This is a genomic window from Paraburkholderia madseniana, assembly GCF_009690905.1.
Taxonomy (GTDB): domain Bacteria; phylum Pseudomonadota; class Gammaproteobacteria; order Burkholderiales; family Burkholderiaceae; genus Paraburkholderia; species Paraburkholderia madseniana.
In genome coordinates this window covers 20,140-32,620 of record NZ_VOSW01000053.1, presented here as the reverse complement: position 1 = coordinate 32,620, position 12,481 = coordinate 20,140, and the positions used below count along the sequence as shown (strand labels likewise).

At 59.4% G+C, this 12,481-nt stretch carries 12 protein-coding genes; 10 read left to right on the top strand and 2 right to left on the bottom strand.

Annotated elements, in window-relative coordinates:
* Positions 1 to 3 precede the first annotated feature (3 nt).
* The 7 genes from FSO04_RS26020 to FSO04_RS46465 all read left to right on the top strand — a co-directional run bounded on the left by FSO04_RS26020 (position 4) and on the right by FSO04_RS46465 (position 6,379).
* Positions 4 to 984, top strand: coding sequence for a chromate resistance protein ChrB domain-containing protein (locus FSO04_RS26020; protein ID WP_154563897.1), 981 nt, complete (start codon positions 4 to 6; stop codon positions 982 to 984).
* Complete coding sequence (locus tag FSO04_RS26015) at positions 981 to 2,165, top strand: chromate transporter (RefSeq protein ID WP_154563895.1); 1,185 nt, start codon at positions 981 to 983, stop codon at positions 2,163 to 2,165. Before FSO04_RS26020 ends, FSO04_RS26015 begins: the two co-directional genes overlap by 4 nt.
* A gap of 38 nt (positions 2,166 to 2,203) precedes the next feature.
* Positions 2,204 to 2,938, top strand: coding sequence for a superoxide dismutase (locus tag FSO04_RS26010; RefSeq protein WP_233464981.1), 735 nt, complete (start codon positions 2,204 to 2,206; stop codon positions 2,936 to 2,938).
* 95 nt (positions 2,939 to 3,033) lie between these two features.
* The gene (locus tag FSO04_RS26005) at positions 3,034 to 4,077 is read left to right on the top strand and encodes a YncE family protein (RefSeq protein ID WP_154563893.1); all 1,044 of its coding nucleotides are present in this window, start codon (positions 3,034 to 3,036) and stop codon (positions 4,075 to 4,077) included.
* Between the two features lie 25 nt (positions 4,078 to 4,102).
* On the top strand, positions 4,103 to 5,158 hold the full coding sequence (locus FSO04_RS26000) for a Cj0069 family protein (protein ID WP_154563891.1): 1,056 nt from the start codon (positions 4,103 to 4,105) through the stop codon (positions 5,156 to 5,158).
* A gap of 177 nt (positions 5,159 to 5,335) precedes the next feature.
* The gene (locus FSO04_RS25995) at positions 5,336 to 5,752 is read left to right on the top strand and encodes a cupredoxin domain-containing protein (protein WP_154563889.1); all 417 of its coding nucleotides are present in this window, start codon (positions 5,336 to 5,338) and stop codon (positions 5,750 to 5,752) included.
* Between the two features lie 177 nt (positions 5,753 to 5,929).
* A complete protein-coding gene (locus FSO04_RS46465; protein ID WP_166618247.1) occupies positions 5,930 to 6,379 on the top strand; it encodes a hypothetical protein in 450 nt (149 codons plus the stop codon).
* Between the two features lie 274 nt (positions 6,380 to 6,653).
* On the opposite strand, the gene FSO04_RS25985 is transcribed toward FSO04_RS46465, so the two are convergent.
* Complete coding sequence (locus tag FSO04_RS25985; protein ID WP_154563885.1) at positions 6,654 to 7,211, bottom strand: hypothetical protein; 558 nt, start codon at positions 7,209 to 7,211, stop codon at positions 6,654 to 6,656.
* On the opposite strand from FSO04_RS25985, the gene FSO04_RS25980 reads away from it, so the two are divergent.
* A complete protein-coding gene (locus FSO04_RS25980; RefSeq protein WP_154563883.1) occupies positions 7,210 to 7,575 on the top strand; it encodes a hypothetical protein in 366 nt (121 codons plus the stop codon). The two genes, FSO04_RS25985 and FSO04_RS25980, sit on opposite strands and share 2 nt — an antisense overlap.
* A 124-nt stretch (positions 7,576 to 7,699) precedes the next feature.
* On the opposite strand, the gene FSO04_RS25975 is transcribed toward FSO04_RS25980, so the two are convergent.
* Positions 7,700 to 8,056, bottom strand: a complete 357-nt coding sequence (locus FSO04_RS25975; protein WP_154563881.1) for a hypothetical protein — start codon at positions 8,054 to 8,056, stop codon at positions 7,700 to 7,702.
* Positions 8,057 to 8,603: 547 nt separating this feature from the next.
* Here FSO04_RS25975 and FSO04_RS25970 point away from each other — a divergent pair.
* Positions 8,604 to 10,574: an alkaline phosphatase family protein gene (locus tag FSO04_RS25970; RefSeq protein ID WP_154563879.1), complete on the top strand. Its 1,971-nt coding sequence runs from the start codon at positions 8,604 to 8,606 to the stop codon at positions 10,572 to 10,574.
* A 308-nt stretch (positions 10,575 to 10,882) separates the two neighbouring features.
* Positions 10,883 to 12,445 (top strand): HAL/PAL/TAL family ammonia-lyase, encoded by a 1,563-nt coding sequence (locus FSO04_RS25965; RefSeq protein ID WP_154563877.1) that lies wholly within the window; start codon positions 10,883 to 10,885, stop codon positions 12,443 to 12,445.
* Positions 12,446 to 12,481: the final 36 nt, after the last annotated feature.

Sequence of the window (12,481 nt, the reverse complement as noted above, 5' to 3'; positions counted from 1 at the left end):
TACATGACTACCTTGACCACGTGGGCCGTACTGGTCCTGACCTTTCCGACTGAGAACGCTACCGCGCGGATGCGGGCATGGCGGGCGCTGAAAGCGAAGGGGGGCGCCGTCCTGCGTGACGGCATCTACCTGTTGCCGCACACCGCGGAGCGCGAAGACATGCTGCGCGAACTCACCGGCAGCATTGACGAAGCCGGTGGCACTGCGCATCTGCTGCGGGCGCAAAGTCTGGACTCGTCGCAGGAAGCGGACTTTCGCGCACTGTTCGACCGGAACGACGATTACAGGACCTTTGTCGCGTCACTGGGCGCCGCGCGGAAGACGCTCGGAGGCCAGGCACCAGCGGAAGTCACCCGCCTGATGCGTCGCCTGCGCAAGGACTATGACGCGATCCGGACGATCGACTATTTCCCGGGCGCCGCTTTGACCGACGCCGAAATCGCCTGGGAAGACTTTGTAGCGCTCGCGGATACGGTCCTGTCGCCAGGTGAGCCGCATGCGGCCGAGCGGGCCATCCGGCCGCTGCGGCGCGACGAGTACCAGGCCCGCACGTGGGCAACCCGGCAACGGCTATGGGTCGATCGCGTTGCGAGCGCATGGCTGATCCGTCGCTTCATCGATCCGCAGGCACGCTTCCTTTGGCTCGTGTCGCCGGAAGCCTGCCCGTCGGATGCACTCGGCTTCGACTTCGACGGCGCGGCCTTCACACACGTGGGCGAGCGCGTGACGTTTGAGGTGTTGGTTGTGAGTTTCGGCCTCGACGAAGACGCGGCGCTTCTTCGGCTCGGTGAAATGGTGCACGCGCTCGACGTCGGCGGCGCACCGGTACCAGAAGCAGTCGGCTTCGAAGCGGTGATGGCCGGCGCGCGGCTACGCGCATTGGACGACGATCAACTGCTCGACGAGATGAGTCGCGTGCTGGATTCGATCTACGCGCACTTCACGGCGAGCACAAAAAACACCGACGCAGGGGGCCGGTCATGAACACCACGGCGGCGACCGCGCCGGGCTACACCCTCTGGCAGTTGCTCTTTTACATGCTTCGCCTCGGCACCTTCGGTTTTGGAGGGCCGGTGGCGCTGGTCGGCTACATGCACCGTGACCTGGTCGAACGTCGGGGCTGGATCAGCGAGCAGGACTACAAGGAGGGGTTGGCGCTGGCTCAAATGATGCCAGGTCCTCTGGCCGCACAACTCGGCATTTATCTCGGATACGTGCATTACCGAGTCCTCGGTGCAACGGTGGCCGGTATCGCATTCGTCCTGCCTTCGTTCCTGATGGTTGTGGCGCTCGGCTGGGCCTACGCGCAGTATGGCGGCCTCTCCTGGATGCAGGCAGTCTTCTACGGCGTGGGTGCCGCCGTGGTCGGAATCATCGCCATGAGCGCGTACAAGCTGACCAGGAAGACCATCGGCAAAGACAGACTGCTGTGGGCGATATTCCTGACGCTCGCGGTCGTCACCGTGGTCACCCAATCCGAGATCGCATGGCTGTTTATCGCGGGTGGCCTGATCAACTGGTTCTGGCGTGCGCCGCCGAAGTGGTTTGGCAAAGGCGGACTGAATGCGCTTGCCGTTACGCAGGCGCCCGGTATGAGCGGCGTCCTCAGTGGTCTTGATCTGCCACTGCTCGGCCAGATCGGCCTTTTCTTCGCCAAGGCCGGGGCGTTCGTGTTCGGCTCGGGACTCGCAATCGTGCCTTTCCTCTACGGCGGCGTCGTGACCGAACATCACTGGCTCAACGACAAGCAGTTTGTCGATGCGGTGGCCGTCGCAATGATCACGCCGGGGCCGGTCGTCATTACGGTCGGCTTCATCGGCTATCTCGTCGCCGGATTTTCGGGCGCCTGCGTCGCCGCACTCGGGACTTTCCTGCCTTGCTATCTGTTCACGGTGCTGCCGGCGCCGTACTTCAAGAAATACGGCAAGTTACCGGCCGTCAAGGCGTTCGTCGATGGCATTACTGCGGCGGCCGTGGGCGCAATCACGGGCTCAGTCATTGTCATCGCGCGGCGCTCGATCGTTGACTGGCCGACTGTCATGCTTGCTCTTGTGACGCTCGTGTTGCTCTGGCGATTCAAGAAGCTGCAGGAGCCGGTAATTGTCGTTGCGGCTGCCCTGTTTGGTCTCGCTGTCTATCCGCTTATCCATTCGCACGCCATCTGATTGCCCGCGCGTGCGCGCATTCTACGAGGATCGTATTCATGGCCACACGCCGTACCTTCCTGCAAGACACCGCCGCGGTCGGCGCTGGAATCATGCTGGCCCAGGCACAATCGGCACGTGCCGCAGAAGAGCTCGGTTACACCGACAAGCTCACAGACGCGGACGGCAAGTATGCCGCTGCACCGCTGCCATTCGCCTACGATGCGCTTGAACCGGTTATCGATGCGCGCACCGTCGAACTGCACTACAACTTTCACCACAAGCCCGCGGTGGCTGCCGCGAACAAGGCTGAAGACAGCTTGGCGAAAGCCCGGGACTCAAACGACTTCGCGCTGGTGAAGTTCTATGAGAAAGAACTGGCCTTCCAGCTATCGAGTCACATCCTGCACACCATTTACTGGACCAGCATCTCGGGTACAGGCGGTGAACCGAAGGGCGATCTGGCAAAAGCAATCGACAGAAATTTCGGCTCCTATGCGAAGTTCAAGGCACAACTGGTAGCCGCGACGATTGCTGTAGAAGCATCCGGCTGGGGGGTTGTTGGCTACCATCCCGCGACGGGCAAGCTCATGATCCTCCAGTGCGAGAACCATCAGAAGCTGACCGCCTGGGGCATCCAGCCCATCCTCATCCTCGATGTTTTCGAGCACGCGTACTACCTGAAGTACCAGAACCGGCGTAACGAATACGTCAACCAGCTGTTTAGCCTCATCAACTGGGACAACGCCGCCATGCGGATGCAGGCAACGTTGCCTGGGCGGAGGCTGACGTGAACTGGATGATGCGTGAGGCTGGCGAAGACGACGATTGAACGAGCGCCGCTCGCGGATCGTCGTTGCACGGCGCACACACTGATGAAACTAGCATCATGAATGCACTTTGGACTCGGCCTGCTGCTCGTTGGCTGCTTTCTGTCGCGTGCGCTATTGTTGCCGCGTTGGGGGTCGTGAGGTTCTCCGCGTCAGGTGCGGATGACGGTCTTGAAATGGGCGACCTGCCGTTGAAACAGATCACCGACATTCCGCTGGGCGGACGACCGACCCGACTCGATTACGCAAGCCTTGACCCGCACCGTCATCTGCTATTCATTGCCCATCTGGGCGACGGCGAGGTGGTCGCGTTTGACACGCGCGCAGCGCGCGTAATCGCCCGGATTCCAGACGTGGCCTCAGTGCATGGCGTGCTGGCGCTTCCGGAATTGTCACGCGTGTATGCGTCGGCCACCGGTTCAAATGAGATCGTCGCGATTGACGAAGCCACACTAAAGATCACCGCGCGCATGCCGGGCGGCAGGTACCCGGACGGAATTGCCTACGCGCCCGATGCGCACAAGCTCTATGTGTCCGACGAAACGGGCGAAACCGAGACTGTGATCGACGTTCGCTCGAACACGCGCATTGCAACGATCCCGCTCGGCGGTGAGGTCGGCAATACCCAGTACGATCCGGTCTCCCGGCACATCTTCGTGAACGTGCAATCCCGGCAGCAACTGGTCGAAATCGACCCGGCCAACGACCGGATCGTAGCGCGCATCGATCTGCCGGGCGCGCGGGGCAATCACGGACTGCTGATCGAACCGCAGCAACGGCTTGCTTTCATCGCGTGCGAAGGCAATGACAAGTTGCTGGTGCTCGACATGCGCACGATGCGCGTCAAGTCGTCCTTCGATGTCGGTCGGGATCCGGATGTCCTGGCCTTTGATCCGCAACTGCATCTGCTCTACATCGCCGGTGAGACTGGCATCGTCTCGATGTTCAAAGCCGACGCGGGCAACGTGTCGAAGATTGGTGACGGCCGCATTGGCCCCAATGCGCACGTCGTCGCGGTGGATGACTCGACGCATCGCGCTTACTTCCCGCTCAGGAACGTTCAGGGACGGACGACGTTGCGCATCATGGCGCCTCAAGCCTGAGGCCGTGACGAGTGTGGAGGATGAGATGAGTCAAACTGAAACGGCCAAGGTGGCCGTACTGTGGCGCGGCGATCATGAGGCGCGTAAAAGTGCGACACCGGCGAATAATCGCTTTTATCGCATCTTCGAAGAACTGACGGCGATCGGCATCGCTGCTCAACCCGCCGTCTATTCCGACGAGCTGGTGGACGAAGTGCGTGAACAACTCCTGAATGTCGATGGCGTACTGGTATGGGTCGACCCGATTCACGATGGGCAGACCCGAGTCGTTCTCGACGCGATGTTGCGGGAGGTGGCGTCGCGCGGACCCTGGGTCAGCGCCCACCCTGACGTTATCTTGAAGATGGGCGTCAAGGAGGTTCTACATCGCACCAGGCATTTCGGCTGGGGAACGGATACCCATGTCTATCGCAACAAATCTGCGTTCCAGTCCGAGTTCCCGTCCCGGCTGGAATCGGCTGGGCCCCGCGTGCTCAAACAAAACCGGGGCAATGGTGGTCAGGGGGTCTGGAAGGTCGAGCAAATCTCGCCGCCGGGCAGCGATACCGTATTGGTTCGAGTTCTGCATGCCCGCCGAGGGAGTGTGCCAGAAGAGACAACGCTTCACGAGTTCATGGCGCGTTGCGAGATATACCTCACGCCCGACGGCTGCATTGTCGACCAACCCTTTCAGTCACGCCTGCCCGACGGCATGATTCGCTGCTACATGGGAAGAGAGAAGGTTGTTGGATTTGGACACCAGTTGATCAAGGCGCTGATACCGCCTCCACCGGAAGGACCCGACTCTGACGCTGCGCAGCCCGGGCCACGTATCATGCACCCCGCCTCGGCTGAGCCGTTCCAGGCCCTCAGAGCGAAAATGGAACTCGAATGGACGCCGCAAATGATGGATCTCCTGAACATCGACAGCGCTTCGCTGCCGATTATCTGGGATGCTGACTTTCTTTATGGGCCGCGCACCGAATCGGGCAAGGATACCTACGTACTCTGCGAGATCAACGTCAGCTCGGTTTTCGCCATACCAGACCAGGCACCGGCAGCTATTGCTCGCCTGGTGAACGAACGTCTGCGAAAAAAATAGGCCTCGATCTGAGGTTCCGCCGAAGTACGACCAACATGATTTGCGTTACGTCGGGCGGAGGTGGGATCGGTTAGCGACCGACACGAAAATAGTTCTCGGACACGGGAATAAGCCCGCGGCACCGGCCGTTTTATTTCTGTACTGTTGATACGCGCGGTATTCGTAGAGGAAAACGTCATGTTCTCAAGCTCACGCACCGCAGTCTTCCTTGGTGTGGCCGCACTCGGCCTCGTTTGCAGCCCCAGTTACGCAGAGCAGACGATAAAAGCCACGCTGCTCACGAACACGATCCAGCTCAATGCAAGTGACGTTAAGGCAGGCAAAGTCACGTTCGAGGTAAGCAACGCGCCGGACACCGGTATGACGCATGAGTTCGTCGTTCTTAAAACAGACCTGGCCGCCGATAGGCTGCCAGTTAAAAATGGACAGGTGTCGGAGAGCCAGTTCAAAAAAATGGGAGAGGTGGAGGACATCGACCCCGGCAAGAGCAAGCGTTTGACGCTCAAGTTGGCACCCGGCCGCTACGTAGTAATCTGCAACCGGCCAGGCCACTACTCGATGGGCCTGCATACGTCTTTGCTCGTCACGCCCTGACCGGCTTGGGTCATGCTTTTTTTGACGCACCACGTTTCACTGATCCAGATGAGCTTGGCGACCTCGTTTTGTCACGCGCGGTACCGAATTTCCGCTGCACGCTCCCCGGACATGTGTGCCTCGCCGTGGTCTAAATCTTTAGCGGAGTCGTTCCGCCACATTAGATGAGGTCTTACCGTGCAGCACATGATTTTGCCCCATTTGACAGGGGTATTTGCAGCCGCATTGCTGGGCGGCTGTGCCGTGGCGCCTTACGACACATCGATGAATTCCTGTGATCAGGAGTACATGATGACCAATCCTGCGGGCGCTGAATATTACTGCGGTCCCGCCTATGGGTACCCCCTGTACGAAGGAGGTTTTTCCGGCTTTGTCGATATTGACAACTTTCACCGTCACCACCACGATCACGACCACGACCACGACCACGACTTCGATTTTCATCGCGGCCATGACCATGATCGTGACTTTCATCACGGCGGCGCAATGGCTGGCCGCGGCCACGGCGAAGCGCACGCCGAAGGCCACGCCGAAGGCCACGGCGGCGGGCACGACTCAAGTGGTTTCGGCAGCGACTTTCAGCCGTCGGGAGCGAGCGGATCGCACGGGGGTGGTCCGCGTAAGTAACCGGAATCACGCAACGGACCGCACCTCCACAATCTTCCGCTCGAACGACTCCGATCCCGGTCTACGTTTTGTCGGACCACCGCTTTTTAGCGGCACGCTCTGGTCTTTCTAGAGATCTCGCGTGGGTGGATCGCAGTAATACCAGGAGGCGCTGTACTGGCCCGGGCCGGCTGACGGCTACCCTTGTTCGACGTAGTTCGCCGGCGCGGCGTGAACGGTCACGTTGGACGATCCCATATGAGCGTTGCGAGAGGCGCACATAGGAAAAGTTGGACTAGCGCCGATGCATTCCGCCGGACCCATTCATGCCGCCGAATCCATGCATTCCGCCGGACCCATGCATGCCGCCGGACCCATGCATGCCGCCGAATCCCCTCGTACCACCGAAGTTATGCATACCACCGCCCGGGAACGGACCGCGGTGAAAACCCGTTCCGTTTGGTGCAAAGCGAACGTGACCCATCTGATGAAAGTGGTCGAAGTGATGGAAGTGATGGAAACGGTCGACAAAGATAAAGCTCACGCCCGCGCCGATGAATACCGGCGGCCCCCACCACCAGGGGTCGGAATAGGGATAGGCCGCGGCGGGGTACCACAGCACGCTGCCATCCTGGCTTTGAACAATCTGCCAGGTCCCATCACTTTGCAGGCAAGCACGTCCGACAACCTGCTGCATCGTCCCATCGATTTCTGCCTGCCCGACAACAGCTCGGCAATTCGCGCTGTCCGTGCTGTCGACCGGCACCGGTTGCTCGTCATACGTTTGCGCGAGTGCAGGCGCAGCGAAGCCGAGACAGACGAGCAATGTCCCGAAACGAAGCAGTTTGTTCATGATGTATGGCCACATGAATCCCCGACGTTTTCGACGTAGTGTCGTCGGCGTCACCCAGCACATCGGTGTGCTTGCGCAAATTCACGTCGCAAGCATGGCCGCGATAGGGGCCTGCCGCTCGGGACGTGGTTGCCTGACGAGTAAACGATGGAACATGTCAGCTTATTCCAGCAATACTTGTTCTCTGGCGCTTTTGAATTCCGTCATTCGAGTGCGCAGCCAGGGCAATGGTGACGATCTGCCGGATGGATCTACCAATCGCGCGTGTGGTGAATACGATGTGAGGAATCGCTGGCAGCAGCCGACTTATCAGTCAATTGCATCGATGGATCGACGCAATAACCTTCGTATTGTGCGTTGGTGATTCACGAGTTCGACAGGTACAGTTGAACACGCGCGGATCCGGACAGCAGTTGCAAACGGTCGAAATTGGGCGCCTTGTACACTAACCATCGGAAGACGGCTGCCGCTCCGCTCCCGTCGCGCTTTCAATCATGGTCGTCATTTGACCGCCTGTCCGACGAACTCTTCAGCTCTTTATCCCCTGATTTCTTCGTTCGATGCAGCGAGTTTCCGATCTGTCCGGTGACATCCTGGATAGATGAGCGCATGTACCAAGGCCACCAGGCCAGATGCCAGAACCACAGGCATGCTCCGCGGTATCCCCGGAGCCACTCACGGTTTATACCAGTCGCAGGAAAGCTTTCAAGGCTGCGATGGCCGAGCGCCATCACACCAATCGTCATCCAGACAACCGCGATGACGAGGGTCGGAAGTGACAGAACGCATGCGGCGACAAATATCGCAAGCGGCAGACAGATAGTGAGTGGCGAGCGGGTTTTCATTTTGCTTTCGCCCCTATATAACGGATCTTATTATTTTAGATTAGCGTATTTTGGAGGTATTAACCGCCAGGATTTTGTACCATCGCTGGACCCTAACGCCGACCGTCAAACCGCAGAATATTCTGCGGTTTGAACACCCAAAGTGTGATTCATAGTCAGGCTCTAACCCACGAAGTGCCAATGCTTACGTGGAAAGCATGAAGTTTTGCATGCACGAAAATCGCCCCGAAACGCCGCCGGCGGTCATAGCCAAGCTAAAGACATGTGAAAACATGACACCGATTTATGTTGAAGCGACGAGATAACCGCAATGAACAATGATGTGCTCGCTGCCTTTGCCACGGGCGAATTATGCAATGTGAATCGCAGTGAAAGTAATTCGTTGGCAAATTCACATGCCAGCGACTTTTTTTTGTCCCCGTATTGTCATTCCCTCCCTATAATTTCTTCCCGTCGTAACGCTTTGTAATGGAGGCAGCGTCCCCACGCAGGGAGCTGCCCGTCGTCGCCACACGCCACATTACCGCTTGCTCGTCCGAGTAACGTCATGGAGGCGTTCGTGAAAAAAATTGCCAACGTAATTAGTACACCCATATTTAGAAGCGGCTTGCTTTGCGGCGCCGTTTCCGTCGCGCTTGCCGCGGCTATCTGGCCGACCGTCGCGCAAAGCCAGCTGCAGGCCGCGACAGCGGCTGCGCCAGTGAACACCGCGTCGCCGATCAAGCATGTCATCGTGGTGGTCGGCGAGAACCGCACGTTCGATCACGTATTTGGTGCTTACACGCCACGCCAGGGGCAGACAGTGGCGAACCTGCTGTCGAAGGGCATCATCACGGCCGACGGCCGCCCGGGTCCGAACTTCGCGCTGGCCGCGCAATACACGGCTAGCGCCACTGACCCGAAGCGCTTCGAGATGGCGCCTGGCGGCAAGCAGCCGTATACAGTGCTGCCGGCGCCGAATACCGGCTCTACGGCAAGCACACCGAGCGATACCAGTCCGCCGCCGTTCGCCACGCTCACCGCGGCGCAGGCCGCCGAGGGCGCGATGATGGAGCCTTGGGACGTCGTGCATTTGACCACCGGCGCGAGCGGCTTGCCGACGCATAGCGTCGATACGCGCTTCGGCTCGAACACGTATAACCTGCCGAATGGACCGTATCAGATCTCGCGCGTCGGTCCCGACTATGATCAGTACATCAACAGCCCGGTGCACCGCTTCTACCAGAATTGGCAACAGGCCGATTGCAGCCTCGATCACGCCACACTCGATAATCCGAGCGGTTGTCAGATGGATCTGTTCGCGTGGGTGGAGACGTCGGTGGGCGCCGGTTCGAACGGCAAGCCGCGGCCCGCGAACTTCAACGACGAGACGACCGGCGAAGGCGCGACCGCGCTCGGCTATTACAACGTGAATACCGGCGACATGCCGTACTTCACGCATCTCGCGCGCCAATTCACGATCAGCGACAACTATCACCAGCCGGTGATGGGCGGCACGGGCGCGAACAGCATCATGATCGGCACCGCCGATGCGCTCTACTACACGGACGGCAACGGCAATGCCACAAAGCCGCCGGCAGATGAGATCGAGAATCCGCTACCGCAGGCAAACACCAACAACTATTACACGCAGGACGGCTATTCGGGCGGCACGTACAGCAACTGCTCGGACAGTCATCAGCCCGGCGCCGGCGCGCTGCGGCAGTACCTGAACCGCCTGCCGTACAAGCCGGACGCGAAGTGCGCGCCGAACACGTATTACCTGCTGAACAACTACAACCCAGGCTACAACGGGGACGGCACGGTCAATACGAGTACGTTCACGATCCCGCCGTCGCCGGTGCGGACGATCGCCGATACGCTGATCGAGAAGAACATCTCGTGGAAGTACTACGGCGAAGGCTGGAATACGTTTGTGACGACGCCGGCCACGAGTGTCTACTGCAATATCTGCAACCCGTTCCTGTATGAAACCGCGATCATGACGAACCCCGCGCTCGTCAAAGCGCACCTGCAGGACACGACCGATCTGTACGCGGACATCGCGAACGGCACGCTGCCCGCGGTTTCGTTCGTGAAGCCGGGCGGTCTGCTCGACGGGCATCCGGAGTCGTCGAAGTTCGGACTCTTTGAATCGTTCGTGCACAAGCTGGTCGACACGGTGCAGCGTGACCCGAGCCTGTGGGCTTCGACAGCGATTCTTGTCACGACCGACGAAGGCGGCGGCTACTACGACTCAGGCTACATCCAGCCGCTCGACTTCTTCGGCGACGGCCCGCGCATTCCGATGATCGTCGTGTCGCCATACTCTCGCGGTGGCCGCGTCGTGCACCAGTACGGTGATCACGCGTCGATCGTGAAGTTCATCGACCGCAACTGGCATTTGAAGCCGATCACGGAAAGAAGCCGTGACAATCTGCCGAATCCGATCCAGTTGCAGACGCATCCGTATGTGCCGGTCAATGCGCCCGCAATCGACGACCTGTTCGACGCGTTCGAGTTTCCGCGCACGCCGTAACGGTGTGACATGGACGGCAGAGCCGGACCGGCTCTGCCGATCTCAAGGATCGAGTCGTTCTGACACCCTCAAAAAATCCGAGAAAATAGTTTTCTCGAATTAAACAGAACTCACCCTTTATAAAGTCAAATTAAGCACGAAACAAAAATCCGACTTTAGAAAAACTAAACACGGAACTCAAATCAAATCGTTTGTGCGCTAACACCCCCGCCGCTACTCTGTCCTGCAATGATCTCCGGCAAACATCACGCTTTGAAGCGGATTTTGCCACCCACTTCATTTCATGCATTCGACAGAGGAAATTCAGAATGAGTCTGGCGCACATCGAATCTCGACCCAGCAAGATATCCGAAGTTCAGCTCGGGGAATCCGATATTTCAATCGAGCAATTCATTGCCGTAGCCCGACATGGCGCACAGATAAAGTTTTCGCCCGTCTATCGCGAGCGCGTGTTGAACTCGCGCCGCCTGGTCGATCTTTTTCTGAGCCAGAACCGGCTTGTCTATGGGGTGACGTCTGGCTTTGGCGCAAATTCGACACGCGTCATCAGCCCGGACGACGCCGAGCAGCTTCAGCGAAATATCGTGCGCTCCCATGCCGTCTCGGTCGGCGAACCGCTGCCTCGTGAAGTGGTTCGAGCCACGCTCCTGATGATGCTGATCAGCCTCGGCAAGGGTTATTCCGGCGTAAGCCTCGAGTTGCTGCAGCAAATCGCCGGACTGCTGAACAACGACATCACGCCGTTCGCACCGGGCGATGGATCGGTTGGTTATCTCGCGCCCGAGGCACATATGGCGCTTGTGCTGATCGGCGAAGGAGAAGCTTTCTATCGCGGTGAACGCGTGAGTGGCGCCGAAGCATTGGAGCGAGCGGGGCTGAAGCCGCACTCGTTGCGCTGCAAGGAGGGGCTTTCGCTCACCAACGGCACTACCTCAGTGACCGCGATCGGGATGCTCGCGCTTTACAACGCGCTCGAGCTTTCGAAGGTTGCGGACATCGCCGCATCAATGTCCCTGCAGCCGCTCAAGGCCACCACGCGCTCGCTGGATGCCCGGTATCACTCCGTCAAGAAACACGTCGATCAGCGGAACACGGCCGACAACATCCGGCGGCTCCTCGCCGGAAGTGCGCTATGCGATCGCTTTACCGATTACCGGCTGCAGGACGCCTACAGCCTTCGCGGCATTGCTCAGGTACATGGAGCGTCCAAGCGGGCGATCAAGGACGCGTACGACGCGATTCTCGATGAAGTGGGGTCGTGCGGCGACAACCCTGTCATCCATCCCGACGCCGAGGATGGTACCGCGATATCCGGTGCCAACTTCGACGGTACGTTCGTCGGCATCGCGTGCGATCTCCTTTGCATCTCCATGACCACGCTCGCGAAGATCTCGGAGCGCAGGACGGACCGTCTCGTCAACCCGTACTTCAGCGAACTGCCTGCGTTCCTCGCGAAGGATCCCGGGCTGAACAGCGGTTACATGATTATTCAGTACACGGCGGCCGGATTGCTGGGCGAGATGCGCACCCTTGCTCAACCGGCAAGCGTCGATAGCGTGCCGACGAGTGGCAACCAGGAAGACCCCGTGAGCTTCGCTTATCACGCGGCACGAAAAGCCTACACAACTTCGCAGAAGTTGCAGCACGTGCTGGCGATCGAACTGCTCACCGCCGCCCAGGCGCTGGACTTCTTCGATCCAGCCGACGCTTCACCGGCAACCGCGGCGGTGTATGCGCGAATTCGACAGGTTGCCCCGACAGCAGAAGGCGATCGGTTCTTCTATCCGGACATGATGGGCGTCCACCGGCTCGTCGAACAGGGCGACTTGCTGAGCATCGTGGAAACCATCGCCGGCACCTTGCACAACTGAAGCCGGTAGCGCCAGCAATGCCGCGAACTGTGGCGA

Excerpts from the sequence above, each read along its gene's own strand:
- FSO04_RS26020 (WP_154563897.1), top strand. The coding sequence starts at position 4 with ATGACTACCTTGACCACGTGGGCCGTACTGGTCCTGACCTTTCCGACT.
- FSO04_RS26015 (WP_154563895.1), top strand. The coding sequence starts at position 981 with ATGAACACCACGGCGGCGACCGCGCCGGGCTACACCCTCTGGCAGTTG.
- FSO04_RS26010 (WP_233464981.1), top strand. The coding sequence starts at position 2,204 with ATGGCCACACGCCGTACCTTCCTGCAAGACACCGCCGCGGTCGGCGCT.
- FSO04_RS26005 (WP_154563893.1), top strand. The coding sequence starts at position 3,034 with ATGAATGCACTTTGGACTCGGCCTGCTGCTCGTTGGCTGCTTTCTGTC.
- FSO04_RS26000 (WP_154563891.1), top strand. The coding sequence starts at position 4,103 with ATGAGTCAAACTGAAACGGCCAAGGTGGCCGTACTGTGGCGCGGCGAT.
- FSO04_RS25995 (WP_154563889.1), top strand. The coding sequence starts at position 5,336 with ATGTTCTCAAGCTCACGCACCGCAGTCTTCCTTGGTGTGGCCGCACTC.
- FSO04_RS25980 (WP_154563883.1), top strand. The coding sequence starts at position 7,210 with ATGATGTATGGCCACATGAATCCCCGACGTTTTCGACGTAGTGTCGTC.
- FSO04_RS25985 (WP_154563885.1), bottom strand. The coding sequence starts at position 7,211 with ATGAACAAACTGCTTCGTTTCGGGACATTGCTCGTCTGTCTCGGCTTC.
- FSO04_RS25975 (WP_154563881.1), bottom strand. The coding sequence starts at position 8,056 with ATGAAAACCCGCTCGCCACTCACTATCTGTCTGCCGCTTGCGATATTT.
- FSO04_RS25970 (WP_154563879.1), top strand. The coding sequence starts at position 8,604 with ATGGAGGCGTTCGTGAAAAAAATTGCCAACGTAATTAGTACACCCATA.
- FSO04_RS25965 (WP_154563877.1), top strand. The coding sequence starts at position 10,883 with ATGAGTCTGGCGCACATCGAATCTCGACCCAGCAAGATATCCGAAGTT.